The following is a 25,198-nucleotide window of genomic DNA, read 5'->3' on the forward strand; positions in this document are numbered from 1 at the left end:
CCGACACCGCGCATGGAGCGTCAGCGCGTGATGCTCCGCTCGCTCTCCTACCGGTTCTTGCTCAGCCACGCCTCGAGGGTCAGCAGCTCCGGGTACCGCTCGCGGAGGGCGGCGGTATCGGCCTGGTAGCCCTTCTCGTTGAGCCAGTCGAACATGTTCGCCACCTCCTCGGCCTCGGCCCGCAGCTGCTCGATCGGCTGCCGCCCGAAGCGGGTCGGGACGCCGTCGACCCTGGTGAACACCTCGGCGACCTGCCGCACCGTCAGCTCGTCACCGGCGATCTCGATCTTCTTGCCGATGAACTCGGCCGGCTTGTCGAACGCGTCCGCGGTGATCCGGCCGATATCGGCCAGCGCGATCATCTGCAGCGAGGTGTCCGCGTCCAGCGCGATCGAACCGACCCGCTCACCGTTCTCCGCCTCCGGCACCATGTACGGCCAGTTCTCCATGAAGAACACCGGCCGCAGCACCGTCGCGGGCACCCCGATGGCATCGATGTGCGCCTCGATCTCCGCCTTGGACTCGAAGTGCGCGACGCCGGACTTGCGCTGGGCGCCGCCAACGGAGCTGTAGACCATGTGCGCGACGCCCGCGGCCTTGGCCGCGTCGGCGACGTTCTTGCCCTGCCGCACCTCGGCCTCGGGGTGTGGGTCGGTCAAGTCGGCGGGCTGCACGCTGAAGACGCCGTGCACGCCCTGCGCTGCCGCGCGCAGCGACTCCGGGTCGTCGAGGTCGCCGGTGACCAGTTCCGCGCCGAGCGCATTGAGCTCCTTGGCCCCCGGCTTGTCCGGGTCACGGACGAGGGCGCGCACCGCCCAGCCGTTGTCGAGCAGCCTGCGGGCGACGGCGCCACCCTGGCCGCCGGTCGCGCCCGTGACCAGGACGGTCTTCGTGTTCGGCACTGCGAGATCCTTCCGACGAGGTGTCATTTTTGGGTGAGGCCGCAGTACGGACGTGTGAGCGAGCGGGCGCCGGCAGCTGTCCCGCGACGATCGCGGCGAGTGAGAGTCCGAACCCCGCGAGTTGGATCGGACCGAATGTCTGGCCGAGCAGGACGGCGCCGAGAACCGCGGCGACCAGGGGCGAGAGCAGGACGAGAACCGCGACAGAGGTGACGGGCAATGTGGTGATGCCGCGGAACCACAGGACGTAGGCGATCAGACCGCCGACCAGACCCAGCCAGAGGTAGCCGAGGGCGGCGGTGGGGCTTACTGAGGGAGGCGGCCCCTCGACGAGAAAGGTGACAGGCACCAGGGCGAGGCCTCCCGCGGTGAGTTGCCAGCCGGCGAAAGCGGTGGGGCTGGCCTCGGCGGGACGTCCCCAGCGTTTGGTGAGCGTCACCCCGAGCGCCATTGCGGCCGCGCTGCCGAGGCCCGCCACGATCCCGACGAGGTCGAGTGCCGCGTTCGGCCCGATCACCACCAGGCCGACGCCGAAGACGCCGGCCACTCCCCAGGCGATGCGCCAGGCGGAGGGGCGCTCGTGCAGGACGGTCACGGCCAGAGCGGCGACGATGAGCGGCTGGGCCGCCGCCAAGGTGGCGGCAACGCCCCCCGGCAGGCGCTCGGCCGCGGTGAACAGCAGCGGGAAGCACAGGCCGATATTCAGCACCCCGAGCGCCGCGGCCTTCCCCCACCAGGCTCCGCGCGGCAGCGTCCGGGTGATCGCCAGCGCGATCAGACCGGCGGGCAGCGCACGCAGGAGCCCGGCGAACAGTGGATGCCCGGGCGGGAGAAGCTCGGTGGTGACGACGTATGTCGTGCCCCACGCCACGGGCGGGAGCGCCGTCAGGGCGGTGCGAGACAGATTTCCTCGGGGAACACCGCTTTCTCGGGGGACACCGCTGTCGGCTCCGCCGGAAACCCTCTGTGCTGCTGGACTTGTCATGCTCGCAGTCTCAGCTGGCAGCGATCAATGAGTCCAACACATGTTTGTCACCTCATTGATCTCGATACACGATAGATCCATGGAGCTCCAGCAGATGCGCTACGTGATCGCCGTCGCCGAGACGAACAGCTTCACCCGGGCCGCCGAACGATGTCTGGTTGTCCAGTCCGCCCTCAGCCACCAAATCGCGCGTCTGGAACGGGAACTGGGCGCGAGACTCTTCGAGCGCACCAGCCGCCGGGTGCGGCTGACGCCGGCCGGCGCGGCGTTCCTCCCCGCCGCCCGCCAGTGTCTGGACGCCGCCGAGCGCGCAGCCGCCGAGGTCGCCGCGGCTGTCGGAGAGGTACGCGGACGGCTCGCCGTGGGCCTGATCCCTACCGTCGCCGCGGTCGATATCCCCGGTGCGCTGCGCGACTTCCGCCAGCAGTACCCGCACGTGCGCATCGGCCTGCGGGTGGGCGCGAGCGAGGACCTGGTCGAGCAGGTCAAGGAAGGAGCCATCGACGTGGCTTTCCTCGGGCTGCCGACCACAACGCGACCTCAGGGCGTCGCCGCCCACGAACTCGCCCGTGACCGACTCGTCGCCGTGGTCGCGCCGGACCATCCACTCGCCGACGAACCAGCGGTCAACCTTCGCAGGCTCTCCTCCGAGGTGTTCGTGGACCTTCCGGCCGGGACGGCCGGACGCGCCCAATCCGACCAAGCCTTCTCAGCGGCTGGTCTCAGCCGCGACGTCGCCTTCGAAGTGACCACCGCGGACTTCATCGCTCGACTGGTCGGGCAGGGCCTCGCCATCGCCATGCTTCCCTCCGCCTATGTGCCTCAGCTCACCGGCGTCACCACCATCGAGGTCACTGACGCGCCGGCCCGCGTCGAATACGTCATCTGGAGCCCCGTCAGCCGCCCACCCGCGGCGACCGCCTTCCTCGCCATTCTTGACATCCCAGCCACGCTCGGCGCGGACTGAAACCAGCAGCTCAGGCGTCATCGCGGTTTGCGGGCCAGGAAGGTGGCGATCTTCCTCTTCATCCCTTCCTCGGGCTCCTGCACGAGTCGCGTGGTGACGACCAGCCCGGCTCGGTGCAGCAGTTCGGCGATCCGGTCTGCCGGCAGCAGGTAGGACTCGTAGGACACCGGATGGTCGCCGTAGGCCCGGGTCGGGCGCACATGCTCGTCGTTTCCCACGTAGCCGGCCAGCATCAGATGGCCACCGGGCGCGAGCGTGCGGTGGAACTCGGAGAAGACGGCCGGCAGCCACCGCGGCGGTGTGTGGTGGGTGGAGTAGTAGGCCAGAATGCCGCCGAGCTCGTCGTTCCCGATCGTCAGCGCGGTCATCGAGCCCACGGTGAACCGCAGGCTGGGGTAGGCCTGTCGGGCGTGTTTGATCATCTCCGGCGACAGGTCGACGCCGAATGCGGACAACCCCAGTTCAGCCAGGTGAGCCGTCACCCGGCCGGGGCCGCAGCCCAGGTCCGCGACCGGCCCCCGGCCGTCGGCCTGAACGAGTTCGGCGAACGCGGCCAGCATCGCGCGTGACAAGGGATCCAACTCGGCGGGAGTCTTGACGCGTGCGACGTATTCAGCGGCGACGGTGTCGTACGACTCGCGAACGGCGGTCAGATAGGAGGCCTCGGTCACGCCGCGAATCTAACGAAGGGCACTGACAGCGGGCACTGACAGCGGGCACTGACAGCGGGCACTGACAGGAGCTCGAACGGGAGTCGGTCGAGAGTCACCTGCCCCGCAGGGCCGTGATCGCGACGGGTTCGCCGACCTGACCGCTTCGGCCGCCTCCCTCCGGCGGCTCATCGCCGCGGCCGCGTCTGACGTGGCTGGGACCTGCGCGGTGCACACCGCCGGCATCACCGAACGGTCCGCCGGCTTGCCGCCGATCAGGTTGCCGACCGAGCCGCCGATGCCGAAGAGCAGCAGCAGTGTTGACCTTGACCTTGGGGGAGGCCACAGCATCGAGAGGCCGGGCGAGGCGCCCGGGGTGAGGAGGCGCGGGCATGGGTCTGCTGACCATCGGGGCGTTCGCGAAGGCGTCCCGGCTGTCGCCGAAGGCACTGCGGCTCTACGACGAGCTGGGGCTGCTGGCCCCGGCCCGCGTCGACCCGGCGACGGGCTATCGGCTCTACGCGCCGGAGCAGCTCGAACGGGCCCGGCTGGTGGCCTGGCTGCGCCGGCTGGGCATGCCGCTGGCCCGTATCAGCGAAGTCTGTGAGCTGTGTGAGCTGGACGCGGACGCGGCGGCGCGGGAGGTCCGGGCCTTCTGGGCCCGGGTCGAGGCCGAGACCGCCGCCCGGCGGGACCTGGCCGCCTTCCTCATCGACCATCTGTCATGGAAGGACCCTGTCATGTCCTCGACCGTCCAGCCCCTGAAAATCCGTTACGCCGCGCTGTCCGACACCGGCCTGGTCCGCGAGAGCAATCAGGACACCGCCTACGCCGGGCCCCGCCTGCTCGCCGTCGCCGACGGCTTCGGCGCGGGTGGAGCCCCGGCCGGCGCGGCCGCCGTCCAGGTGCTCAAACGCCTCGACGCAGAGGACGTCGGTTCCGGCGTCCCGGCGGGCGACCTCCTCAACGTGTTGGAGGACGCCGTCGAGCAGGCGGGCCGGGCCGTGCGCGACATCGCCGGATCCGGCCCCGCGCCGCATGAGGTGGGCACGACGCTCACCGCGATGCTGTGGACCGGATCCCAGCCGGCCCTGGTGCACATCGGCGACTCCCGCGCCTACCTGCTGCGGGACGGTGGGCTCTTCCAGATCACCCACGACCACACCCTCGTGCAGTCGATGGTCGACGAAGGGCGCCTCAGCCCGGAGGAGGCCACCTCCCACCCGCAGCGCTCGTTGCTCCTGCGGGCCCTGACGGGAGGGGCCGGAGGTACTGGGGGCACCGGGGGCACCGCCGACATACGGCTGCACGACGCCCGGCCGGGGGACCGCTACCTGCTCTGCTCCGACGGGCTGTCCGCCGTGGTGCCGACCGAGGACGTACGGCAGGTCCTCACCTCGGCCGACGACCCCGAGCGGGCGGTGCGCGAGCTCATCGCCCTGGCCAACCGCGCGGGCGGCCCCGACAACGTCAGCTGCGTGGTCGCCGACGTCCTGGAGCCCGGCCAGAAGAAGGAGAAGCCGCCTGTCACATCTCCGCGCCCCGATCCGTCAGAGAAGTGAAAGCGACAGAGCAGTGAAAGCGACGGACAGACAGGCGAAGGAGAGCGACGATGCACGCACGCATGAAGAACCCGGCCGTGGTCATCCCCGAGGCCATGCCGGCGATCCAGAGTGTGATCGCGGCCGCGAGGAAGGGGGGCGTTCCCGAGAGCACACTGGAGCTGGTCCACCTGCGCGCGAGCCAGATCAACGGCTGTGGGTTCTGCGTGGACCTGGGCGCGCGCACCGCCCGTAAGAACGGCGAGACCGAGGAGCGGCTGTTCGCGGTGGCGGCCTGGCGGGAGGCCCCCTACTTCACCGAAGCCGAGCGCGCCGCGCTCGCCCTGACCGAGGCCGCCACCCGCCTCGCCGACCAGGCGGATCCGGTGCCGGACGAGATCTGGGACGAGGCGGCGGACCACTTCGACGAGAAGCAGCTCGCGTCCATCATCCTCATGATCGGTGTGACCAACCTGTTCAACCGGCTCAACGCCACCATCAAGCAGCCGGCGGGGGCGAGCTGGGCGCAGTGAGCGGGTCCGAGCCGGTCAGCTGCTCAGGTCGCGCAGCGCGGCGGCGACGGTGTCCCAGTCCGCGGGCATGGGCGGGTAGGCGCGGGTGCCGGTGGCGCTGTCCTTGAAGCCGCTGGAGGTGGCGACGCACACCACGGGGCCCGAGGCGTCGCGCGGGCGGTCGGGGCCCTCCCGACGGGCGCGCAGCGCGGCCAGCCCCGCGGCGGAGGACAGCTCGACCCACATGCCCTGGGCGGCGAGTTCGGCGCGGGCGGCGGCCATCTGCTCATCGGTGACGGTCAGCGCCGCGCCGCCGCTCTCGCGCACGGCGACCACCCCGCGGTAGCTGCCCACGGGGCAGGAGATCGCGTACGCCTCGGTCGGCCCGACCGGAACCTCCGCGGCGGGGCGGCCGGTGCGGATCGCGGTGGCCAGCGCGCCCGCAGCGGCGGGCTCGCACGCGTACAGCCGCGGGGTGCGGTCGGCCAGGCCGAGCAGGGTCAGCTCGTGGAAGCCCTTCCAGACGCCGAAGAGCAGTTCGCCGTAGCCGGTGGGCACATACACCGCCTCGGGTGTCTCGCCGAGGTCCAGGAAGATCTCGTACGCGATGGTCTTGTAGCCCTCGGGGCCGAAGGGGTGGCCGGTGTGGGCGGAGTCGGTGAAGCTGCTGACGGGGTGGTAGCCGAACTCCTCCACCACGCGCCGCGCCAGCGCACGCACCGACTCGCGGGGGACGGTGAGCACCACGGCCCCGTAGGCGCGTAGGAACGAGGCGACGGCGGGCGGGGCGAAGGGGGAGGCGAACACGGCGCACGGCAGCCCGGCGCGGGCCGCGTAGGCCGCGGCGGCGGCGCCGTGGTTGCCGGACGAGGACACCACGACGCCGCGCGCACCGCTCGCCTTCGCCGCGCTGACGGCGACGCGGTTGAGCCGGTCCTTGTGGCTCCAGGTGGGGTTGCGCGACTCGTCCTTGACGTAGACGCCGTCGGTGAGTCGGACCAGGGGCGTGTTCCCCTCGCCGAGCCCGGGGGCGGCCAGCGGCGGGAGCAGCGGGGCCCAGCGCTCGAGGCCGTGTGCGGCGGGGCGTCCGAACAGGTCGGCGGGCGCCTGGTCGTAGGCGTAGTCGACCTCCAGCGGATACGCGACGGCGTCGGTGGAGGTGCGCGGGCAGCCGTTGGTGAGCGGCGGCCACAGGGGGTAGTGGACCGCGGGATCCCCCAGCGACCGCTGACCGGTCGCGAGCGACCGCGGCCGCTGCGTGGTGCGCTGTGGGTCGGGGCGCTGTGGGTCGGGGCGCCGGGTGTTGGGCTGGGCGGGCTGGGAGGTGGGCTGTGTGGGACGGGAGTTGGGCTGTGCGCGCTGGTAGTTGGGCCGTGCGGGCTGGGAGTTGGGCGGCTGCATGGGCGGATCATGTCAGGCCGTAGCTGCCCGGCGTGGGCGCGGAGCTCCTCGGTGGAGACCCGGCCCGCGCCGGTGGGCCTCGTACGGGGTCAGCCCTGGTACGGGCGGGCCGCGCGGCCCTCGCGCAGCGCCCGTGCCCACCACACCAGCTGGTCGAGCATGGTCTCGGCGGCCGCCTCGGGACCCTTCGGCTCCTTCAGCGTGCCGTCCGCGCCAAAGAGATCCCCGGCGTTGTGGAAGCTCACCGTGTCGCGCACGGTGACCGCGTGCAGCTCGGCGAAGACCAGCCGCAGGTGCTCGACCGCGCGCAGGCCGCCGGAGATCCCGCCGTACGAGACGAAGCCGACGGGCTTGGCCTGCCAGGGCTTGTGGTGCCAGTCGATGGCGTTCTTGAGGGAGGCCGGGTAGCTGTGGTTGTACTCGGGAGTGATCACGACGAACGCGTCGGCGGCCTCCAGCCGGGGCGTCACTGCCGCCAGGGCCTTGGCGTCCTCGGGGCCCGGCCGGTAGCTGAGGGTCCCGGGCAGAGGCGTCTCGGCCAGGTCGACGACGTCGGTGCGCAGCTCCGCGCGGGATGCGGTGCGACTGGTGAACCAGTCGGCGACCTTCGGGGCGAAGCGGCCCTCGCGGGTGCTGCCGACGATGACGGCGAGGCGGATGGGGTCAGTGGCTGCGTTGTTGGCGGTAACCATGACCACAGCCTCGGACTTAAACATTGGTTGAAGTCAAGCTACTCTCGTTTCCCATGAGCCATATGTCGTGGAAGACCCATGAACTCACGGTCGGCGACCTGTCCCAGCGCAGCGGCGTCCCCGCCTCCGCACTGCGCTTCTACGAGCGCGAAGGGCTCATCCACAGCCGCCGCACCTCCGGGAACCAGCGCCGCTACACCCGCGACACGCTGCGCCGGGTCGCCTTCGTGCGCTCCTCGCAGCGTGTCGGCATCCCGCTGGCCAGGATCCGGGAGGTCCTCTCGCTCTTCCCCGAGGACCACGTCCTCACCAAGGAGGACTGGGCCCGGATCTCGGAGTGCTGGCGTGCCGACCTCACCGAGCGGATCGAGCAGATGCAGAATCTGCGCGACAGTCTCACCGACTGCATCGGCTGCGGCTGCCTGTCGATCGACAAGTGCGCGCTCGCGAACCCGTACGACCGGCTCGGCGAGCAGGGCCCGGGTGCGCGGCGGCTGCTGAAGTCCTGCTCCGATTCGGAGGAGCCGGGTGTCTGCGGCCCCTCCGCTCAGGACGTGGCCAGCCCGGCCAGCAAGGAGAGCGTGCGCGCCTGTTCCTCGGGCGTGCCGACAAGTGCGGCGATGAACTCGGTCGCCCCCGCGTCGACCAGCTCCCGCAACCCCTGCTCGACGGTGGACTCGTCGCCCAGGATGGCGGTGTCCTGCGGGCCGGCCGAGCCGTCGCGGTCCAGCACGGCGCGGTAGTGCGGGATCTGGTCGACCTGGTTGAACTGTTCGGCCAGCGCCGCACGGTGCGCCTCCGGATCCACGGTCACACCCACGGCCTTGAAGACGACGACGCGCGGCGCCGGCCGCCCCGTACGGGCCGCCGCCTCGGTGATCGTGGGCACGATGTGGTCCGCGAGGGCGGCCCTGCCCGCCCAGACGGCGATGGTGCCGTCGGCCAGCTCGCCCGCCACCTTGAGCATGGCCGGACCGAGCGCGCCGACCAGCAGCGCCGGCGGCTCGGCGCCGGGCGCGGTCACCGCGCCGACGGCCTTGAGGGTCTCGCCCTCGTACGTCACGCTCTCGCCGCGCAGCAAGGGCACCAGCGCGGACAGGTATTCCCGCAGATGGCGGGCGGGCCGGTCGAAGGAGTGGCCGAACTGCCCCTCGATGATGTGCCGGTGGCTGACGCCCACGCCGAGGGTGAGCCGGTTGCCGGTGGCCGCCTGCGCGGTCAGCGCCTGGGCGGCGAGCGTCAGCGGGTGGCGCGGATAGGTCGGGACCACGGATGTGCCCAGCGCCAGCCCGGGCACCTGGGGGCCGAGGGCGGCGGCCGTGGTCAGGGCGTCCCAGGCGCCCATCTCGGGCAGCCAGGCCGTGCCGAGGCCGGACGTGGCGATCTCGCGCGCCTGCTCGACGACCGTGTCGAACGGGGTGCCCAGGAGGTTCAGGAGGAGTCCGATGCGCATGGGGTGCCTTTCACCGTGTCGTAGCGGGCGTCGTAGCGGGCGTCGTGACGGGTTCGGTGGCCGGGTCGGTGGAGCGGGTGGCGGTGGGTTCCGTGGCGGGGGCGGCGATGTCGAGTACGGCCTTGCCCGGCACGCGCCGCCCGAGCAGCGCGTCGGCCGCGTCCGTGACCCGCTCCCAGGAGCCGCGCCAGCCGATCTCCGGTGACAGCTCGCCGCGCGCGAGGAGGCCGACGAGGGCGGCGAGGTCCGGGCCGGGGTGGGAGGGGTCGGCGAATGAGTGCAGGGACTTGGCGGGGCCGAGCGAGAAGATGCTGTTCGGCGGGAACACCGCGGGCTGGTCGTGGGCGGCCCAGCCGATGCTCTGCAGATTGCCGCCGGGCGCCAGCAAGCCCCACGCGGCGACGAGCTGAAGCCCGCCGACGTTCTCCAGGACCACGTCCACGGGCTCTTCGATCGGCTCCAGGCCGACCACGACCTCGTCGGCGCCGAGCTCCTTCAGCCCCTCGCCGCGCGCGGGGGAGCCCACCGAGGCGATGACGTACGCCCCGGCCCGCCGGGCCAGCTGAACGGCCAGCCGCCCGACGCCGCCCGAGGCGCCGGTGATCAGCACCCGCTTGCCCAGGACGTTCCCGGCCGCGCGCAGCGTACGCAGGGCGGTGATACCGACCAGCGGAAGTGCGGCGGCGTCGGCCAGGTCGACGGAGTCGGGCAGCTCGGCGAGGCCGTCGCTCGCGAAGGCCGCGCGCTCGCTCCACGCGCCGGGGCCGAAGGCGACCACGCGGCTGCCCGCCGCCGGTCCGGAACCGTCGGCCGCCGCGCGGAGCACGACACCCGCCGCGTCATAGCCCATGACGGAGCCGGGCGACTGATGGGCGGCCCACCGGACCTCCCCGTAGTTCATCGACGCGTGCCGCACCTCGACCAGCGCCTCGCCGGGCCCCGGCTGGGGCTCCGGTACGTCCGCGAAGCGCAGGGACCCCGGAGCCTCGGGATCGACGATCAGCGCGCGCATGGTGGCTGTGCTGCTGCTCATGGCTGCCTCCCCAGGGCAGACGGGTGAACCGGACCAGCAGTCCGGTTGGTCTGGGGTGGATACTATGGGGACCAGCGGTCCGGTTACAACCGTCGACCGGACGGGACCGGATGGGAGGAGGGGGCCGTGAGCGAGGCCACGGCAGTGCGCGGCGAGCGCGCCGACGCCGCGCGCAACCGGCGCGCGATCCTGCGCGCCACCGAGGAGTTGCTGGCGGAGTGCGGCGCCGAGCATGTGTCCCTCGACCGGGTGGCGGCCGCCGCGGGGGTCGGCAAGGGCACCGTCTTCCGCCGCTTCGGCAGCCGTACCGGTCTGTTCCAGGCGCTGCTGGCCGACCGCGCGGCCCGGCTGCTGGAGGCCATCCACGAGGAAGCGGCGCCGCTGGGCACCGCCGCCGCCCCGTGCGAGCGGCTGCTGGCCTTCCTCGACGCGCTGGCCGACATCTCCCAGCGCCACCTGTCCCTGATCGCCGCGCACGAACGCGCCTGCGGCGACGACAAGTTCGACGACCCCACCTACCGGGGGTGGCACGACCATGTCTCCGCGCTGGTCCGGGAGCTCAGGCCGGGCCTCGACGCCGAATTCGTGGCCCACATGCTGCTGGCCGCGTTCGACGGGGAGCTGGTGCGACGGCTGACGGCGGGCGGGGACTGGACGCGGTTCCGTCAGTCGGTCAGGGACCTGGCCGACCTGCTGGTCGGCCAGGGCAAGTAACGCCGGTCCCCATTCAGCAGGGCCTTGCTCAGAAGATGTCCGGGCACCAAGGGCGGCGCGGGGTGCGCAGCAGGAGGTCCGCCAGCGCCGCGGCACCCGCGCGCTCCTCGGCGACCCGCCCCAGCGCGGCCAGCCGGACCGCGGACTCGTCACCCAGCCACAGCGTCCCCAACTCGCCGATGTCCATGGTCAGGTCGGCGGACCGGGTGGTCGGCGCGCAGGTGGCGCCGTCGGGTCCGGCGTCCAGCAGATAGCGGCCGCCGGCCAGGCCCGCGCGGTCGGACAGCTCCAGGACCAGCGAGCCCGGGACGGGGTACGTACGGGCCTCGAGCAGCCGGGGGACGTCCAGTGGCCGCAGCCACAGGAAGTCGGCGTACGTCGTGACCTGGGCCGCCCGCGGGTCGCCCAGCAGCAGCGGCAGCACGTCGTCCGGCGGGCGGTGGCCGGTGGCGACGTGGGTGACCCAGTCGACGGAGAACAGGAAGTGCCACAGCGCGCGCTCGGCGGCCGGGGTGACCGCGAGCATCCCGAGCACCTTGGCGGTGTCGTGGGGGCGCTTGCCCTCCCACTTGTCGTCGCTGGTGTAGGCGAGCAGACCGTCCACGGAGCCGTCGGGGGAGCGGTACAGGACGTAGAACGGCTCCGTCCACGGCTGGTTGGGGTGGGGCAGCAGGCCGGTGTTCACCCGCCACCACAGCTCGCGACGGTCGATCATGCCGTGCTGCCGGGCGCGCAGCCGCTCGTGCAGCGCGGGGCCCAGCTCCCGTACCTCGGCGCCGTCCGCGAAGTCCACCCGGCCGCCGCACGCGGGCCCGGAGTAGCGCGCGTCGAGCCCGGCGCGGGCGACGTCCACCCGCCACTCGGTGACCCAGGTGGCCGGGCCGAAGCCGTACCGCCCGTAGATCGGGTACTCGGCGGCGGTCAGGGACGCCACCACCTCGCCGCGCTCCTTGGCCGCGCGCAGATCGCGGTCCATCATCCGGCTGAGCAGCCCCTGGCGGCGGTGCGTGGGCGAGACCGTGACGTTGCTGATGGCGTCGGCCGCCACCTCGGCCCCGCCGACCGCCGTCAGCCGCTGCGCGAAGCTGCGGAAGGTGCCCACACAGCGGCCCCGGTCGAAGGCCCCCTGCACACGGTCCAGTTCGGAACCGATGTGCGCCCGCCCGATGTCGACCTCTTCCTTGCTCGTCTCCGGGGGCCGCAGAAATCCGGTGTGGAGCGCGCGGGTCCAGTCGGTGAGGTCGGAGTCGGCGACTGTACGGATCTCTGAGGCCATGGACCCCACGGTAGGCGGCCGGTGCGGCGGGGCGCACCTGGATATCACCCGCGCCCGTACGGGCCGGCGGGACCGTACGGGCGCGGAGGGCTTACGGCCGCGGAGGGCTTACGAGAGAAGGTCGTCCACGTGTGCTTCCCCTTCACGGTACCTTCGGGTGATTTCCGCACCGCAATCGTCCGCCGTGCGCTGTAGCTCCCGCCGCCGCCGCGAGACCTGCCGCTCGTAGCCGACGAGACGGCCCATCGCGCCGCTCAACTCCTCGTCCGTACGCGCCTGGAGGTCGGACAGGCCGACCTCGGCCAGCATCTCCTCGGCCAGCCGCCGGGACTCCGCGCCCTGCGGAGTGCCGAGCGTCACATGCCGGGCCGAGGAGCGGTGCCCTGACGGGCCGTCGACGAGGATCTCCGGCAGCAGGTCCACCAGCGCGGCCGGAGGGCGGTCCTCCGCCGCCGCCACCGGCGAGTCGGGGGCCGAGCGGCGGTTCAGCTCGGCGCGCAGGATGTCGATCCGGCCCTGGAGCAGCCTGCGCACATAGCTCAGATCCGCCTCCTCGTTCTGGGCCGAGCGGCGCAGCCCCCGCAGCTCCGGCAGCCGCAGCCCGGCCAGCTCCCGCGCCGCCGAGGCGGGTGCTGAGCCGGGCGCCGAGCTGGGTACCGCGCTGGGTGCCGCGCTGGGTGCCGCGCTGGGTGCCGAGCCGGGCGTCGAGTCGGCCTGCCGGCCGCCGCGCTGGCTCGGCGGCCGTGGCGGCTGCACTCCGGGCAGCCCGGGCAGTCCCGGCTGCTTCAGGTCCGTCGGCTGGAATCCCGGCTGCTGGAGCGCCTCGGTGGCCGCCTGGAGCAGGTCGCCGTCTTCCAGGCGCGTCGGTGCGGGCCCGGGCGGCTGCCCGGTGCCGGATGTGATCATGCGGTTTCCGTCCCCTCCATGCGGTGCGACGCGAGCTGATCGCGTTGTGCCCATTGCGCACCGCTTGCACGCATCGTGCCACTGTGTACGGTCCGTCCGCAGCGGGCTTCCACCCGATCGGCCCCGGAAGGAGGCAGGGCATGATGGACCGTATGCGTGCTGTGGTACAGAGGGTGAACGGGGCGAGCGTCGTCGTGGACGGCGAGACGGTCGGGGAGATCGTCGGCCAGGGGCTGTGCGTCCTGGTCGGAGTGACTCACGACGACACTGCTGAGAAAGCGGCGCAGCTGGCCCGCAAGCTGTGGTCCGTACGCATCCTGGAGGGCGAGAAGTCCTGCTCGGACCTGGGCGCCCCGCTGCTGGTCATCAGCCAGTTCACGCTCTACGGCGACGCGCGCAAGGGGCGCCGGCCCACCTGGAACGCGGCCGCGCCGGGCGAGGTCGCCGAGCCGCTGGTGGACGAGGTCGTGGCGCGGCTGCGGGAGCTGGGCGCGCATGTGGAGACGGGCCGGTTCGCGGCGGACATGAAAGTCTCGCTCACGAACGACGGCCCGTTCACGGTGATCGTCGAGGTCTGAGGCCCCGCCTACGTCTTCCTCTACGGCTCGACGACGACCTCTTGCGCCGCGGCCGTCGTATCCACGATCAGCGCCGCGTCTACGGGCACGTTCCGCTTCACCAGCGCCAGGGCGATCGGCCCCAGCTCGTGGTGGCGGGCCGATGTCGTCACAAAGCCCAGCGGGCGTCCCGCCGTGCCCTCCGAGGCGAGCCGTACGGGCGCGCCGTGGCCGGGCAATGTCACCTCACTGCCGTCCAGGTGGAGGAAGACCAGCCGGCGGGGCGGCTTGCCCAGGTTCTCCACCCGGGCGACGGTCTCCTGGCCGCGGTAGCAGCCCTTGTGGAGGTGTACGGCGCTGCCGATCAAGCCCAGCTCGTGGGGGATCGTCCGGTGGTCGGTCTCCAGGCCGAGCCGCGGGCGGTGCGCCTCGACGCGCAGCGCCTCGTACGCCAGCAGACCGGCCGGCGGGCCGCTCGCCGCGGCGAAGGACTCCAGGTCGGCGCGGGGCAGGAACAGGTCCCGGCCGTACGGGGTCTCGCGGACGACGGCGCCCTCGGGGGCCTCGGCGATGCTGCCCGCCGGGAGGTGGACGACCGCGAACTCCTCGGTGCGGTCGGCGACCTCCACCCGGTAGAAGAACTTCATGCTCTCCAGGTACGCGAGCAGGTCGCCCTGGGTGCCGGGCTCCACATGGGCCCAGGTGGTCTCGCCGTCGTCGACTATGTAGAGCACGTGTTCGATGTGGCCGTGCGGGGAGAGGATCAGCGCCTCCGTGGCCTGACCGGCCGGGAGTTCGCTCATGTGCTGGGTGAGCAGCAGGTGCAGCCAGGTCAGCCGGTCCGGGCCGCCGACCGTGACCACGCCACGGTGCGAGAGGTCCACGAAACCGGAGCCGTCGGCGAGTGCGCGCTGCTCGCGGAACAGGTCGCCGTAGTGCGCGGCGACGCCTTCGTCGGGGCCCTCGCCGGGGACGGCGCCGGGCAGCGACAGCAAAGGGCTCTTCATGAGCTCAGCCTACGACTCGGCCCGGTCAAGGACGCGACCCAGGACTCGGCCAACGGCCCCTCGGCTCAGGTCACGGCCCTGGCCTGGGACACGGTTCAGGACCCGGCCTAGGACCCGGCCTCGGTCGTGCGGCCCTTGTCGCGGCCCTTGCCGCGGCCCTTTTCGGAGTCGTCGCCCGCTCGATTGGCCGAGCACTTGGCACAGCGGCCGAAGATCGCGAAGTGCTTCATGTCGGTGTCGAAGCCGAAGTTCGCCCGCAGCTGCCGGACGAACGGCTCGGCCACCGACAGATCGGCCTCGATCACATCCGTGCAGTCCCGGCAGACCATGTGGATGTGGTGGTGCCGGTCGGCCAGGTGGTACGTGGGGGCGCCGTGGCCGAGGTGGGCATGGCTGACCAGCCCCAGCTCCTCCAGCAGCTCCAGGGTGCGGTACACCGTGGAGATGTTGACGCCGCTGGCGGTGCGGCGCACCTCGGTCAGGATCTCGTCCGGGGTGGCGTGCTCGAGGTGGTCGACAGCCTCGAGCACGAGCTGGCGCTGCGGCGTCAGGCGATAGCCGCGCTCCCGCAGATCTGTCTTCCAGTCGATGGTCGCCACGGAGCCCAGTGTAGGCGTGGGCCCGGGCGCCCGTGGGCCGGCGGGAGGTCAGGGGGAAGTCGGCGGGAGGTCAGCGGCCGGTCAGCGGAAGAAGGCGATGCCGTCGTCCGGGAGGTCCTTGAGGTCCTTGGCCCATTCGCGCGGGTCCACGACCTTCTTCAGGTGCGCGGACATGTACGGCCGCAGCGGCACCTCGGGGGTGGCCTTCTCGCCGACCCACATGAGATCGCTCTTGACGTAGCCGTAGAGCCGCTTGCCGCCGGAGTACGGGCCGGAGGCCGCGGTACGGGCCACGGCGTCCGTCACCACGTCGATCTGCGGTTTGCCCTCCGCCAGCTCGCCGTACCAGACCTCGACGACGCCCTGGTCGCGGATCATGACGATCTCGACCTTGCGGTCCTTGTCGATCCGCCAGAAGCCGTACTCGCTCTCCAGCGGGCGGACCTTCTTGCCGTCGCCGTCGAGCACCCATGTGTGCGAGATGTACTCCAGAAAGTCGCGTCCGTCGTGGGTGAAGGTCACTTCCTGCCCGAAGTTGCACTTCTCGGTCTCCGGGAAGTCATAGACGCCCGCGCCCTCCCAGTTGCCGAGGAGGAAGACGAGCGGCACGAGGTCCGGGTGGAGGTCGGACGGGATCTCGATCATGGATTCAGGCGATCTGTGGGGAGGGGAGTGGACGGGGTGCCGGGTGGCAGGGGAGTGGCGGGGGAGAGGAAGGTCAGCGCTGGCCCTGGTACAGCTTCTTCCAGGTCAGTGCGGCGAAGCCGAGGACGGCGACGACGACCAGGATCAGCAGGGTGGTGAAGACTGCCTCAAGCACGAGCGCGCTCCTTGGAGGAGTGGGGTGTTCCGGTGGGACTCGCGGAACGGTCATGGACCGGGGCCGAGTCTAGTCGCCGGTGTGGTGGTCGGCTCTTCGAGGTCTCCCATGAGGGGAGGCCGCGGGGGAGGCATCCGGCCCGGTCTTAGGCTGGCCGTATGGCGAAGAAGCTGGTGATCAAGGTGACGGCGGGCGCGGACGCGCCCGAGCGGTGCTCCCAGGCGTTCACGGTGGCGGCGGTGGCCGCGGCGAGCGGCGTGGAGGTCTCGCTGTGGCTGACGGGGGAGTCGGCCTGGTTCGCGCTCCCGGGACGCGCGGCGGAGTTCGAGCTGCCGCACGCCGCGCCGCTGCCGGAGCTGATCGACGGCATCCTCGCGGGCGGCACGATCACCGTGTGCTCGCAGTGCGCGGCCCGGCGGGACATCGAGGAGAAGGACCTCATGGAGGGCGCCCGGATCGCGGGGGCGCAGGTGTTCGTCAGCGAGATCATGCCGGACGGCGTACAGGCGCTCGTCTACTGAGCGGGGGGCTGCTGACCGAAGATCGCGTCAGCGGCGGTGGTTGTACTCGTCCAGCTCCCGCCACCAGCGGTCGGACTCCGCGTCGCCCGACTCGTCCCACCACCGGTCGTCCGGGCCCCTGCGGTTGGCCACGATGGCGGCCAGCGGCGGGATCACCATGGCGATGACGCACATCACGACGGCGGCCGGGACGGACCACAGGCGCACGAATCCCCATGCCGAGATGAAGAGCGTCAGACACGCGCCCATCAGGATGAAGTATGCGTGGCGGCGTCGCGCGTACATATCCCCAGGATACGTCCGGGGGCGCCGCCCGGACAGGCTTGAGACGGCCCCGAACAGCCCGGAGGGCCGCACCCCGCCGAGGTGTCCAACCCCGGGGTGCGGCCCTCCGGCCGTGCCTGTCCGTCCACGCGCGGAGGGCGTCAGACGGCGATGGCGACCTCCGCCAGGCCACCCTTCTGGGCGACGACGGTGCGGTCCGCGGTCGCGCCCGGGACCAGGGCGCGCACGGTCCACGTGCCCTCGGCCGCGTAGAAGCGGAACTGTCCGGTCGCCGAGGTGGGGACCTCGGCGGTGAACTCGCCGGTGCTGTCCAGCAGCCGGACGTAGCCGGTGACCGGCTCGCCGTCACGGGTTACCGACCCCTGGATGGTGGTCTCGCCGGGCTTGATGGTCGACGCGTCGGGGCCGCCGGCCGTTGCTCCACACATGGGTGACTGTCCTTACGTTTCGGGGAGAGGGAGGGGAGGGAGGGTCAGCTGTTGGCGCCCAGCTCGATCGGCACGCCGACGAGGGAGCCGTACTCGGTCCAGGAGCCGTCGTAGTTCTTGACGTTGGTCTGGCCGAGCAGCTCGTGCAGGACGAACCAGGTGTGAGCGGAACGCTCACCGATGCGGCAGTAGGCGATGGTGTCCTTCGCCAGGTCGACGCCCTCGCCCTCGTAGAGCTCCTTGAGCTCGTCGTCGGACTTGAAGGTGCCGTCGTCGTTGGCGGACTTCGACCAGGGGATGTTGCGGGCGCTCGGGACGTGGCCCGGCCGCTGCGACTGCTCCTGCGGGAGGTGCGCGGGGGCGAGCAGCTTGCCGGAGAACTCGTCGGGGGAGCGGACGTCCACCAGGTTCAGCGAGCCGATGGCCGCCACGACGTCGTCGCGGAAGGCGCGGATCGCGGTGTCCTGGGCCTTGGCCTTGTACTCGGTCTGCGGCCGGGACGGGACCTCGGCGACCAGGTCGCGGGAGTCGAGCTCCCACTTCTTGCGGCCGCCGTCGAGGAGCTTGACGTCCTGGTGTCCGTAGAGCTTGAAGTACCAGTAGGCATAAGCCGCGAACCAGTTGTTGTTGCCGCCGTAGAGCACGACCGTGTCGTCGTTGGCGATGCCCTTCTCGGACAGCAGCTTCTCGAAGCCCGCCTGGTCGACGAAGTCGCGGCGCACCGGGTCCTGGAGGTCCTGCTTCCAGTCGATGCGGATGGCGTTCGTGATGTGGTTCTTCTCGTAGGCAGAGGTGTCCTCGTCGACCTCCACGATGACCGTCTTGGGGTCATCGATGCGGGCCTGTACCCAGTCGGCGTCCACCAGGACGTCACTGCGGCTCATGTTTCTCTCCTCCGGGGCAGTTGCGGCGGTACGGGTACGCGTCGGAACGCGGGCTACGCGCGGTTCGGTAGCGAGCGTACGAACGGAGTGCGGGCGGGCTCGGCTGACGGGCCGATAGGAGCGGGGCCGTGAGGTCAAGGAGCGGGCCGCGCGTCCTCGTCAGGCGGCGCGACAGAGCATGGCGGCCACGCGGCAAAGGTCTACTGCCCGCCGCTTCGTGAGATCCGCCTGTCGCTTCATGCGTCCGATCGTAGGGACGGATCGGCGGGCATGTCACCGGCGTGTCGGATGGTGAGACGAGATTGTCCGCGATGTGAAACGCGAGAGCGCCCGGCGCCCCGCGGAGTGGTCGGCGGGGCGTCGGGCGCCCGTGAATGTCTGTCATCGCGGACGAGATCGTCTCAGCGGATGGACACAGCGTATGGAGATAAGGAACGGCCTGAGGGAAGGGACGTGGGGGACGGCCGCAAGGGGAGGGCGGCGGGGTGATCAGCCCGCCAGCTCGACGTTCTTACCCGTGACCGACACGTCTATGCCTTCCTTGTTCGTCTCCACCTTGTCGAGCCGCATGCCCGCCGGCAGGCCGTCGATCTTCCGGTCCATGTCCGTGCGCTCGCGCACCTTCTCCTCCCACCGGGGGACGCTGCTGCCCGGGACGGACTCGGCGTGCAGCCGGATGGTGTCGCCATTGACGATGGTGACCGTGGAGTACGTGCTGAGGCTGAAGCCCAGCACCTGCCCGGTGATCTTGACGCGGCTGCGGCCCGACTCGTCCTTCCCGGCGTAGCCGACCGTGATGCCCTGACCCGCGGCCGTGGACAGGTCCGCGTAGCTGATGTGCGCGGACCCGGAGGCGCTGTCGGCGGTGGCGGACGAGAAGCTGCTGGATATCCGGACATTGTGCAGCGTGGCGCTGAGCTTGGTGACGCGCACCGTACGGCCGCCCCCCGCGTCCGTGGTCAGCCCGTCCATGCCGATCTCGACCTCGTCCAGCTCCTTGCCGGCGACCTGGGTCAGAAACGGGAAACCCTTGATCGAGACATCGGGGGTGCTGGTCAGCCCCTGACTGGTCTTGATCTTGTCGGCGGCCTCGGATTCCGCGAAATACACCGCCAGGCGGTCGGCGGCGACGAACAGAATGCCGAGTACGACGAAGACGATCAGCGTGATTCGCAGTGCGCGCATTGCGTTGGGTCCCCCATGTTCTGGCTCAGGCCCACGCCTGAGGCTGCGAGCCTAACCGCAGCGGTCTGGGCGTTGCCGGGCGGCGAGGCCTGGATCACACCAGCGCGCGGCCGATCACATAGACAGCCGGGGCCGCGGCGGCGAGGGGGAGGGCGACGCCCGCGGTCATATGGACGAAGCGGGACGGATAGTCGTAGCTGGCCACGCGCAGTCCGATCAGCGCGCACACCCCCGCCGCCAGGCCCAGCAGCACGCCGCTGGTGGTGCCGGTGTCGGTCACCCGGGTGGCCGCCAGGCCCGCGCCCGCGGACGCCAGCAGCGCCAGCACCGCCGAGGCTGCGCCAGGCAGCGGCAGGGCGCGCACGAGCGCCGCCACGGCGACGGCGGCCGCCCCCACCACGACGGCGTCCGAGGACTCGGCGACCGCGGCCAGGTGCCCGGCCGCGATCACGGTGACCGCGGTCGAGGCGACGGTCGCCGTCAGGCCGTACAGGCGCTCGTCGGGCGAGGCGTGGCTGCGCAGCTGGAGGATCAGCACCAGCAGCAGCCAGACGCCGAGGGTGCCCATGATCACCGTCGGGGCGTGGGCGCGCTCGGTGGTCAGCAGGCCGATGTCCGCGGCCAGTCCGCCCGCGAAGGCCAGCGCGATGCCCTGCCGGGCGGGCCACATTCCGTTGAGCCGGAACCAGCCGGCCGCGGTGACCGCCTGTAGCAGCGCCACGACGACGGCGACGGCGGGCCGGGCCAGCGGCGCGGTGGCCGCGAGGAGGGCGGCGAGCACGGCGGTCAGGGCGGCGGGCGTCAGCCCCGGCGCGATGATCGGCGAGCGGCCCTCGGCGCGGGCCCGCTGGGCGGCGGTGAGCGGCTGGGCGGCGGGCTCGGCGGGCTCGGCGGATGTGGTGGGGCGCTCCGTGGGAGCCGAGGGTGAGGGCGCGGCGGCGGTCCGGGACGCGGGCCCGGCCTGGGCCGGGGTGCGCGGCGCGCGGCCGGGCTGGGTCTGGGGCTGAGGCTGGGAGGGGTGTGTGGCGGCCGTGAACCGCATGGTGTCCGCCGTCGTGTGGCCGGCCGGGGCGTGCTGCCGCTGACCGTCCCAGGTGGAGGCGTACGGCTCCTGGTACCCCTGGCCTTCCTGCTGCCCCTGGTGCGCCTGGCCCTGGTACGTCTGCCCCTGGTGCGCTTGGCCCTGGTATCCCTGGCTCGGGTAGGCCTGCTCCTGATATCCCTGGCCCTGGTATCCGCCCTGGCCGTCCTGATATCCCCCCTGGCCGGCCTGGTGGTACCCCTGCTGTGCGTGCCCCTGCTGTGGGTACCCCTGCTCCGGGTATGCCTGCTGCTGCGGGTGCTGGTACGCGGCCTGCTGCCCGTCGTACCCGGACGGTCCGACGTACGCGGCTCCGTCGTACGCGGACCCGTCGTGCCCCTGCCAGGAGGCGGGCGGCTGCCCGTGTGGGTCGTACTGCCCGCGCGGGTCGTACTGCCCATGCGGGTCGTAGGACCCGTACGTGCCCTGCTGCCCCTGCCCCTCGTAACCCTCGTATCCTTCGTAGCCCTGATACGGCGGCTCGGCTGACCCGTTCGGCCCATAAGGGTCGTACGGATCATTCCCGGGATGCTGCGGCTGGTTGCTCATGACGTCGGGGTCACCCTCCTGCGAACGGCGGGAGCACCTCGACCGTGCCGCCCTCGGCCAGTTGGACCGTCTTGTGATCACGGGTGCCGACGGGGCTGCCGTCGACCAGGAACGAACAGCGCCGCAGCACCCGCGCGAACTCCGGCCGCGCGGCGTGCCGCTGCCGGGCGGCGTCCAGGGCCTCGGCGAGCGTCGCCGCGGCGTACGGCTCCTCGGCGGTGCCTGCGGCCGCCTTGGCCGCGGCCCAGTACCGGATGGTGCCGGCCGGCGGTCCCGCCGTGTTCTTCATCGCCATCGCGATCCCTCTCCCGTCATCTGCCGCCCCCCATGATGACGGGGTCCGGCGGCAGACCGGTAAATCCAGGGGCACGCCCTAAGACCCTCGCTTAGGGTTCCGGTGTGCTGGTCCGACTTATACGGGCGTACTTGAGGCCCTACACCCAATCGATTGCCTTGATCGTCGCGCTGCAACTGGTGCAGACGCTGGCGACGCTCTATTTGCCGACCCTCAACGCCGACATCATCGACGACGGTGTCGTGAAGGGTGATACCGGTTACATCCTGCAGGTCGGCGGTGTGATGATCGCCATCACGCTGGCGCAGATCGTCTGCTCCATCGGCGCCGTCTACTACGGCGCCCGGACGGCGAGCGCACTCGGCCGCGATGTGCGCGCGGCCGTCTTCGACCGTGTGCAGTCCTTCTCGGCGCGCGAGGTGGGCCACTTCGGTGCGCCCTCCCTCATCACCCGTACCACCAACGACGTGCAGCAGGTCCAGATGCTGGCCCTGATGTCGTTCACCTTGATGGTCTCGGCGCCGATCATGTGTGTGGGCGGCATCATCATGGCGCTCAACCAGGACGTCCCGCTCTCCGGGCTGCTGCTGCTCATCGTCCCGACCCTGGGCATCATCGTCTCGCTGATCGTCCGGCAGATGCGCCCGCTGTTCCGCGGCGTCCAGGAGAGCATCGACACCGTCAACCGGGTGCTGCGCGAGCAGATCACCGGTATCCGCGTCATCCGGGCCTTCGTCCGTGACGAGCACGAGCGGGAGCGCTTCGCCGGGGCCAACACCGAGCTGCTCGACGTGTCGATGAAGGCCGGCCGGCTGATGGCGCTGATGTTCCCGGCCGTGATGATGGTGGTGAACCTCTCCAGCGTCGCAGTCGTCTGGTTCGGTGGGCACCGCATCGACAGCGAGGACATGCAGATCGGGGCGCTGACCGCGTTCCTCAGCTATCTGATGCAGATTCTGATGGCTGTGATGATGGCCACCTTCATGTTCATGATGGTGCCCCGTGCCGAGGTGTGCGCCGAGCGCATCCAGGAGGTGCTGGACACCGAGACCAGCGTCCCCCCGCCGCTGAAGCCCGCCCCGCCCCTGGAGCGCCGGGGCCTGCTGGAGCTGCGCGGCGTGGAGTTCCGCTATCCGGGCGCCGAGGAGCCCGTGCTGCGCGACGTCTCACTCGTCGCCAGGCCCGGCCAGACCACGGCCGTCATCGGCTCCACCGGAAGCGGCAAGTCCACCCTGCTGGGCCTGGTGCCCCGCCTGTTCGACGCGACCGACGGCAGTGTGCACCTCGACGGGGTCGACGTGCGCGACATGGACCCGGTGTTGATGGCCGAGTCCATCGGCCTGGTGCCGCAGAAGCCGTACCTCTTCTCCGGCACGGTCGCCTCGAACCTGCGGTACGGAAAGCCGGACGCGACCGACGAGGAGCTGTGGCAGGCCCTGGAGATCGCCCAGGCACGTGACTTCGTCGAGCGCATGGAGGGCGGGCTCGAGGCCCCCATCGCGCAGGGCGGCGGCAATGTGTCCGGCGGCCAGCGGCAGCGGCTGGCGATCGCCCGCGCGCTGGTCCGCAAGCCGGCCGTCTATCTCTTCGACGACTCCTTCTCGGCCCTGGACTACGCCACGGACGCGCGGCTGCGGGCCGCGCTGGTGGGGGAGACGGAGGACGTGACGGTGGTCATCGTCGCCCAGCGGGTGTCCACCATCCGGGGCGCGGACCGGATCGTGGTCCTCGACGAGGGGCGGGTGGTCGGCGCCGGCACCCACACCGAACTGATGGAGAACAACCAGACCTACCGGGAGATCGTGCTCTCCCAGCTCACTGAGCAGGAGGCAGCGTGAGCGTGTCTTGGCGCGCTGCGCGGGCTGGACTGAGGAGCCGCGCAGCGACGGAGGAGCGAGCAGTGACGAGGGAAGCCCGCGCGTTGGAGCGCGCCAGGACTGAGCGGGAGGGAGGGGCGTGAGCGAGAGGAGCGCCCCGGCGTCCAAGGCCCCGGCGTCCGGCACCGCGGCACCCCGGAGAGGCCCCGCGCCCGCGGCCGGCCCCGCGCGCTTCATGGGCGGCCAGCCGACCGAGCGCTCCATGGACTTCAGTGGCTCCAGCCGCCGGCTGCTGGCGACGCTGCGGCCCGAGCGCGGCCTGGCGCTGGTGGTGCTCGCGCTGTGCACGGTCAGCGTCGGGCTGTCGGTGCTCGGCCCGAAGATCCTCGGCCAGGCCACGGACCTGATCTTCGCGGGCATCATCGGGCGGCAGCTGTCCGCCGACGAGACCAAGGCGGAGGCGGTCGAGGGGCTGCGGCGGTCGGGCCAGGACACGGTGGCCGACATGATCACGTCCATGGACGTGGTCCCCGGCCAGGGCATCGACTTCGGCGCGGTCGGGACCGTGCTGATGTGGGTGACCGTGATCTACGCCTTCTCCTCGCTGCTCAACCTCTTCCAGGCGCGCGTCGCCACGGTCGTGGTGCAGCGCGCGGTCTTCCGGATGCGCGAGGACGTCGAACACAAGCTGGCCCGGCTGCCGCTGTCGTACTTCGACAAGCAGCAGCGCGGCGAGGTGCTGTCGCGGGCCACCAACGACATCGACAACGTCCAGCAGACGCTCCAGCAGACCCTCAGCCAGATCATGGCCTCGCTGCTGACCATCGTGGGCGTGCTGGCCATGATGTTCTGGATCTCGCCGCTGCTGGCGCTGGTCGCGCTGGTGACCGTGCCGGTCTCGGTGGTGGTCGCGACGCGGGTCGGCAAGCGGGCGCAGCCGCAGTTCGTGCAGCAGTGGAAGACCACCGGCAAGCTCAACGCCCACATCGAGGAGATGTACACCGGCCACTCGCTGGTGAAGGTCTTCGGCCGGCAGAAGGAGTCGGCCGAGCTCTTCCGGGCGCAGAACGAGAAGCTGTACGAGGCGGGCTTCCGCGCGCAGTTCATCTCCGGGATCATCCAGCCCGCGATGATGTTCATCGGCAACCTCAACTATGTGCTGGTCGCCGTGGTCGGCGGGTTGCGCGTGGCCGGCGGGGCGCTGTCGATCGGTGACGTCCAGGCCTTCGTCCAGTACTCGCGCCAGTTCAGCCAGCCGCTCACCCAGGTCGCTTCGATGGCCAACCTGGTCCAGTCGGGCATCGCGTCCGCCGAGCGGGTCTTCGAGCTGCTGGACGCGCCGGAGCAGGAGCCGGACGCGGCCCAGCCGGTGCGGCCGGAGCGGGTGCGCGGCCGGGTCGAGTTCGAGGACGTCGCCTTCCGCTACGACCCCGACAAGCCGCTGATCGAGGACCTGTCGCTGGCGGTGCGGCCGGGCCAGACGGTGGCCATCGTCGGCCCGACCGGCGCGGGCAAGACCACCCTGGTCAATCTGCTGATGCGGTTCTACGAGGTCAGCGGTGGGCGGATCACGCTGGACGGGGTGGACATCGCCGCCATGTCCCGGGAGGAGCTGCGCTCCAACATCGGCATGGTGCTCCAGGACACCTGGCTCTTCGGCGGGACGATCGCGGACAACATCGCGTACGGGGCGGAGGGCGCTTCGTTCGACAAGATCGTGGAGGCGGCCAAGGCCACGCACGTCGACCGCTTCGTACGGACCCTGCCGGACGGCTACGACACGGTGATCGACGACGAGGGTTCCAACATCAGCGTCGGCGAGAAGCAGCTGATCACCATCGCCCGGGCGTTTCTGGCGGAACCGGCGATCCTGGTCCTGGACGAGGCGACGAGCTCGGTCGACACCCGTACGGAGGTGCTGATCCAGCACGCGATGGCCTCCCTCCGGTCCGGCCGCACCAGCTTTGTGATCGCCCACCGTCTGTCGACGATCCGTGACGCGGACGTGATCCTCGTGATGGAGGCGGGGCGGATCGTGGAGCAGGGCACGCATGAGTCGCTGCGGGCGGCGGGCGGAGCCTATGCGCGGCTGTACGAGGCGCAGTTCGCGGAGCCGGTGGCCGAGACGGAGTGAGCTG

Annotated in this window: 27 protein-coding genes and 1 pseudogene; 9 read left to right on the top strand and 19 right to left on the bottom strand. The window is 71.4% G+C overall.

Features of this window, described 5'->3' with window-relative positions; translation table 11 throughout:
• Positions 1-47: 47 nt before the first annotated feature.
• Positions 48-902 carry an NmrA/HSCARG family protein gene (locus ACWY4P_RS28785; RefSeq protein ID WP_456203234.1) on the bottom strand — a complete coding sequence of 285 codons (855 nt, stop codon included), beginning with the start codon at positions 900-902 and terminating at the stop codon, positions 48-50.
• Positions 793-1,887 (bottom strand): EamA family transporter, encoded by a 1,095-nt coding sequence (locus ACWY4P_RS28790; protein WP_456203235.1) that lies wholly within the window; start codon positions 1,885-1,887, stop codon positions 793-795. The genes ACWY4P_RS28785 and ACWY4P_RS28790 overlap by 110 nt, the downstream gene beginning before the upstream one ends.
• 79 nt (positions 1,888-1,966) lie before the next feature.
• Here ACWY4P_RS28790 and ACWY4P_RS28795 point away from each other — a divergent pair, with 79 nt between their 5' ends.
• Positions 1,967-2,854 carry a LysR family transcriptional regulator gene (locus ACWY4P_RS28795; RefSeq protein WP_456203236.1) on the top strand — a complete coding sequence of 296 codons (888 nt, stop codon included), beginning with the start codon at positions 1,967-1,969 and terminating at the stop codon, positions 2,852-2,854.
• Positions 2,855-2,871: 17 nt separating this feature from the next.
• Here the strand turns inward: ACWY4P_RS28795 and ACWY4P_RS28800 are convergent, their stop codons facing one another.
• Positions 2,872-3,525 (bottom strand): class I SAM-dependent methyltransferase, encoded by a 654-nt coding sequence (locus ACWY4P_RS28800; protein ID WP_456203237.1) that lies wholly within the window; start codon positions 3,523-3,525, stop codon positions 2,872-2,874.
• 371 nt (positions 3,526-3,896) lie between these two features.
• On the opposite strand from ACWY4P_RS28800, the gene ACWY4P_RS28805 reads away from it, so the two are divergent.
• Positions 3,897-5,066 carry a MerR family transcriptional regulator gene (locus tag ACWY4P_RS28805; protein WP_456203238.1) on the top strand — a complete coding sequence of 390 codons (1,170 nt, stop codon included), beginning with the start codon at positions 3,897-3,899 and terminating at the stop codon, positions 5,064-5,066.
• A 50-nt stretch (positions 5,067-5,116) separates the two neighbouring features.
• Positions 5,117-5,578 carry a carboxymuconolactone decarboxylase family protein gene (locus ACWY4P_RS28810; RefSeq protein ID WP_456203239.1) on the top strand — a complete coding sequence of 154 codons (462 nt, stop codon included), beginning with the start codon at positions 5,117-5,119 and terminating at the stop codon, positions 5,576-5,578.
• Positions 5,579-5,593: 15 nt separating this feature from the next.
• On the opposite strand, the gene ACWY4P_RS28815 is transcribed toward ACWY4P_RS28810, so the two are convergent.
• Both ACWY4P_RS28815 and ACWY4P_RS28820 read right to left on the bottom strand, forming a co-directional pair.
• A complete protein-coding gene (locus ACWY4P_RS28815) occupies positions 5,594-6,958 on the bottom strand; it encodes a threonine synthase (RefSeq protein ID WP_456203240.1) in 1,365 nt (454 codons plus the stop codon).
• Positions 6,959-7,047: 89 nt separating this feature from the next.
• Positions 7,048-7,650: an NADPH-dependent FMN reductase gene (locus ACWY4P_RS28820; RefSeq protein WP_456203241.1), complete on the bottom strand. Its 603-nt coding sequence runs from the start codon at positions 7,648-7,650 to the stop codon at positions 7,048-7,050.
• A 53-nt stretch (positions 7,651-7,703) separates the two neighbouring features.
• On the opposite strand from ACWY4P_RS28820, the pseudogene soxR reads away from it, so the two are divergent.
• Positions 7,704-8,153: pseudogene (gene soxR / locus ACWY4P_RS28825) on the top strand (redox-sensitive transcriptional activator SoxR); the annotation flags it as partial.
• Between the two features lie 44 nt (positions 8,154-8,197).
• On the opposite strand, the gene ACWY4P_RS28830 reads toward soxR, so the two are convergent.
• Together ACWY4P_RS28830 and ACWY4P_RS28835 are read right to left on the bottom strand one after the other, a co-directional pair.
• Positions 8,198-9,103 (bottom strand): TIGR03564 family F420-dependent LLM class oxidoreductase, encoded by a 906-nt coding sequence (locus ACWY4P_RS28830; RefSeq protein ID WP_456203242.1) that lies wholly within the window; start codon positions 9,101-9,103, stop codon positions 8,198-8,200.
• Positions 9,104-9,113: 10 nt separating this feature from the next.
• The gene (locus ACWY4P_RS28835; RefSeq protein ID WP_456203243.1) at positions 9,114-10,136 is read right to left on the bottom strand and encodes a zinc-binding dehydrogenase; all 1,023 of its coding nucleotides are present in this window, start codon (positions 10,134-10,136) and stop codon (positions 9,114-9,116) included.
• Positions 10,137-10,262: 126 nt separating this feature from the next.
• Between ACWY4P_RS28835 and ACWY4P_RS28840 the strand changes: the two genes are divergently transcribed.
• A complete protein-coding gene (locus ACWY4P_RS28840; RefSeq protein ID WP_456203244.1) occupies positions 10,263-10,850 on the top strand; it encodes a TetR/AcrR family transcriptional regulator in 588 nt (195 codons plus the stop codon).
• A gap of 28 nt (positions 10,851-10,878) precedes the next feature.
• Here the strand turns inward: ACWY4P_RS28840 and ACWY4P_RS28845 are convergent, their stop codons facing one another.
• Entirely contained in the window at positions 10,879-12,126 is a 1,248-nt protein-coding gene (locus ACWY4P_RS28845; RefSeq protein ID WP_456203245.1) for a GNAT family N-acetyltransferase, read from the bottom strand.
• A gap of 108 nt (positions 12,127-12,234) precedes the next feature.
• Complete coding sequence (locus tag ACWY4P_RS28850) at positions 12,235-13,032, bottom strand: RsiG family protein (protein WP_456203246.1); 798 nt, start codon at positions 13,030-13,032, stop codon at positions 12,235-12,237.
• Between the two features lie 152 nt (positions 13,033-13,184).
• On the opposite strand from ACWY4P_RS28850, the gene dtd reads away from it, so the two are divergent.
• Positions 13,185-13,610, top strand: coding sequence for a D-aminoacyl-tRNA deacylase (dtd, locus tag ACWY4P_RS28855; protein WP_456203247.1), 426 nt, complete (start codon positions 13,185-13,187; stop codon positions 13,608-13,610).
• 20 nt (positions 13,611-13,630) lie between these two features.
• Here dtd and ygfZ read toward each other — a convergent pair whose 3' ends face one another.
• From ygfZ to ACWY4P_RS28870, 3 genes are all read right to left on the bottom strand, one after another.
• The gene (gene ygfZ, locus ACWY4P_RS28860; RefSeq protein WP_456203248.1) at positions 13,631-14,596 is read right to left on the bottom strand and encodes a CAF17-like 4Fe-4S cluster assembly/insertion protein YgfZ; all 966 of its coding nucleotides are present in this window, start codon (positions 14,594-14,596) and stop codon (positions 13,631-13,633) included.
• 107 nt (positions 14,597-14,703) lie between these two features.
• Positions 14,704-15,195, bottom strand: coding sequence for a Fur family transcriptional regulator (locus ACWY4P_RS28865; RefSeq protein WP_456203249.1), 492 nt, complete (start codon positions 15,193-15,195; stop codon positions 14,704-14,706).
• 81 nt (positions 15,196-15,276) lie between these two features.
• Positions 15,277-15,840: an FABP family protein gene (locus tag ACWY4P_RS28870; protein ID WP_456203250.1), complete on the bottom strand. Its 564-nt coding sequence runs from the start codon at positions 15,838-15,840 to the stop codon at positions 15,277-15,279.
• A gap of 333 nt (positions 15,841-16,173) precedes the next feature.
• Here ACWY4P_RS28870 and ACWY4P_RS28875 point away from each other — a divergent pair, with 333 nt between their 5' ends.
• Positions 16,174-16,536 carry a DsrE family protein gene (locus ACWY4P_RS28875; RefSeq protein ID WP_456203251.1) on the top strand — a complete coding sequence of 121 codons (363 nt, stop codon included), beginning with the start codon at positions 16,174-16,176 and terminating at the stop codon, positions 16,534-16,536.
• A 27-nt stretch (positions 16,537-16,563) separates the two neighbouring features.
• On the opposite strand, the gene ACWY4P_RS28880 is transcribed toward ACWY4P_RS28875, so the two are convergent.
• From ACWY4P_RS28880 to ACWY4P_RS28910, 7 genes are all read right to left on the bottom strand, one after another.
• A complete protein-coding gene (locus ACWY4P_RS28880) occupies positions 16,564-16,821 on the bottom strand; it encodes a DUF3099 domain-containing protein (protein WP_456203252.1) in 258 nt (85 codons plus the stop codon).
• Between the two features lie 140 nt (positions 16,822-16,961).
• Complete coding sequence (locus ACWY4P_RS28885) at positions 16,962-17,249, bottom strand: DUF1416 domain-containing protein (RefSeq protein ID WP_014177646.1); 288 nt, start codon at positions 17,247-17,249, stop codon at positions 16,962-16,964.
• Between the two features lie 44 nt (positions 17,250-17,293).
• On the bottom strand, positions 17,294-18,133 hold the full coding sequence (locus ACWY4P_RS28890) for a sulfurtransferase (protein ID WP_456203253.1): 840 nt from the start codon (positions 18,131-18,133) through the stop codon (positions 17,294-17,296).
• 159 nt (positions 18,134-18,292) lie between these two features.
• Positions 18,293-18,373 carry a putative leader peptide gene (locus tag ACWY4P_RS28895; protein ID WP_352133573.1) on the bottom strand — a complete coding sequence of 27 codons (81 nt, stop codon included), beginning with the start codon at positions 18,371-18,373 and terminating at the stop codon, positions 18,293-18,295.
• A 249-nt stretch (positions 18,374-18,622) separates the two neighbouring features.
• Positions 18,623-19,318, bottom strand: a complete 696-nt coding sequence (locus tag ACWY4P_RS28900) for an LmeA family phospholipid-binding protein (protein WP_456203254.1) — start codon at positions 19,316-19,318, stop codon at positions 18,623-18,625.
• A 94-nt stretch (positions 19,319-19,412) separates the two neighbouring features.
• Positions 19,413-20,948, bottom strand: coding sequence for a hypothetical protein (locus ACWY4P_RS28905; RefSeq protein ID WP_456203255.1), 1,536 nt, complete (start codon positions 20,946-20,948; stop codon positions 19,413-19,415).
• A 10-nt stretch (positions 20,949-20,958) separates the two neighbouring features.
• A complete protein-coding gene (locus ACWY4P_RS28910) occupies positions 20,959-21,243 on the bottom strand; it encodes a MoaD/ThiS family protein (protein ID WP_456203256.1) in 285 nt (94 codons plus the stop codon).
• 104 nt (positions 21,244-21,347) lie between these two features.
• Between ACWY4P_RS28910 and ACWY4P_RS28915 the strand changes: the two genes are divergently transcribed.
• Both ACWY4P_RS28915 and ACWY4P_RS28920 read left to right on the top strand, forming a co-directional pair.
• The gene (locus tag ACWY4P_RS28915; RefSeq protein WP_456203257.1) at positions 21,348-23,081 is read left to right on the top strand and encodes an ABC transporter ATP-binding protein; all 1,734 of its coding nucleotides are present in this window, start codon (positions 21,348-21,350) and stop codon (positions 23,079-23,081) included.
• 214 nt (positions 23,082-23,295) lie between these two features.
• On the top strand, positions 23,296-25,194 hold the full coding sequence (locus ACWY4P_RS28920; protein ID WP_456213088.1) for an ABC transporter ATP-binding protein: 1,899 nt from the start codon (positions 23,296-23,298) through the stop codon (positions 25,192-25,194).
• Positions 25,195-25,198: the final 4 nt, after the last annotated feature.

It is taken from the genome of Streptomyces sp. LZ34, from assembly GCF_053890475.1.

Bases quoted from the DNA above. Each gene is read 5' to 3' on its own strand.
- ACWY4P_RS28790 (WP_456203235.1), bottom strand. From the start codon at position 1,887: ATGACAAGTCCAGCAGCACAGAGGGTTTCCGGCGGAGCCGACAGCGGT.
- ACWY4P_RS28795 (WP_456203236.1), top strand. From the start codon at position 1,967: ATGGAGCTCCAGCAGATGCGCTACGTGATCGCCGTCGCCGAGACGAAC.
- ACWY4P_RS28805 (WP_456203238.1), top strand. From the start codon at position 3,897: ATGGGTCTGCTGACCATCGGGGCGTTCGCGAAGGCGTCCCGGCTGTCG.
- ACWY4P_RS28810 (WP_456203239.1), top strand. From the start codon at position 5,117: ATGCACGCACGCATGAAGAACCCGGCCGTGGTCATCCCCGAGGCCATG.
- ACWY4P_RS28815 (WP_456203240.1), bottom strand. From the start codon at position 6,958: ATGCAGCCGCCCAACTCCCAGCCCGCACGGCCCAACTACCAGCGCGCA.
- ACWY4P_RS28820 (WP_456203241.1), bottom strand. From the start codon at position 7,650: ATGGTTACCGCCAACAACGCAGCCACTGACCCCATCCGCCTCGCCGTC.
- ACWY4P_RS28830 (WP_456203242.1), bottom strand. From the start codon at position 9,103: ATGCGCATCGGACTCCTCCTGAACCTCCTGGGCACCCCGTTCGACACG.
- ACWY4P_RS28835 (WP_456203243.1), bottom strand. From the start codon at position 10,136: ATGAGCAGCAGCACAGCCACCATGCGCGCGCTGATCGTCGATCCCGAG.
- ACWY4P_RS28845 (WP_456203245.1), bottom strand. From the start codon at position 12,126: ATGGCCTCAGAGATCCGTACAGTCGCCGACTCCGACCTCACCGACTGG.
- ACWY4P_RS28850 (WP_456203246.1), bottom strand. From the start codon at position 13,032: ATGATCACATCCGGCACCGGGCAGCCGCCCGGGCCCGCACCGACGCGC.
- dtd (WP_456203247.1), top strand. From the start codon at position 13,185: ATGCGTGCTGTGGTACAGAGGGTGAACGGGGCGAGCGTCGTCGTGGAC.
- ygfZ (WP_456203248.1), bottom strand. From the start codon at position 14,596: ATGAAGAGCCCTTTGCTGTCGCTGCCCGGCGCCGTCCCCGGCGAGGGC.
- ACWY4P_RS28870 (WP_456203250.1), bottom strand. From the start codon at position 15,840: ATGATCGAGATCCCGTCCGACCTCCACCCGGACCTCGTGCCGCTCGTC.
- ACWY4P_RS28875 (WP_456203251.1), top strand. From the start codon at position 16,174: ATGGCGAAGAAGCTGGTGATCAAGGTGACGGCGGGCGCGGACGCGCCC.
- ACWY4P_RS28880 (WP_456203252.1), bottom strand. From the start codon at position 16,821: ATGTACGCGCGACGCCGCCACGCATACTTCATCCTGATGGGCGCGTGT.
- ACWY4P_RS28885 (WP_014177646.1), bottom strand. From the start codon at position 17,249: ATGTGTGGAGCAACGGCCGGCGGCCCCGACGCGTCGACCATCAAGCCC.
- ACWY4P_RS28890 (WP_456203253.1), bottom strand. From the start codon at position 18,133: ATGAGCCGCAGTGACGTCCTGGTGGACGCCGACTGGGTACAGGCCCGC.
- ACWY4P_RS28895 (WP_352133573.1), bottom strand. From the start codon at position 18,373: ATGAAGCGACAGGCGGATCTCACGAAGCGGCGGGCAGTAGACCTTTGC.
- ACWY4P_RS28900 (WP_456203254.1), bottom strand. From the start codon at position 19,318: ATGCGCGCACTGCGAATCACGCTGATCGTCTTCGTCGTACTCGGCATT.
- ACWY4P_RS28905 (WP_456203255.1), bottom strand. From the start codon at position 20,948: ATGAGCAACCAGCCGCAGCATCCCGGGAATGATCCGTACGACCCTTAT.
- ACWY4P_RS28910 (WP_456203256.1), bottom strand. From the start codon at position 21,243: ATGGCGATGAAGAACACGGCGGGACCGCCGGCCGGCACCATCCGGTAC.
- ACWY4P_RS28920 (WP_456213088.1), top strand. From the start codon at position 23,296: ATGGGCGGCCAGCCGACCGAGCGCTCCATGGACTTCAGTGGCTCCAGC.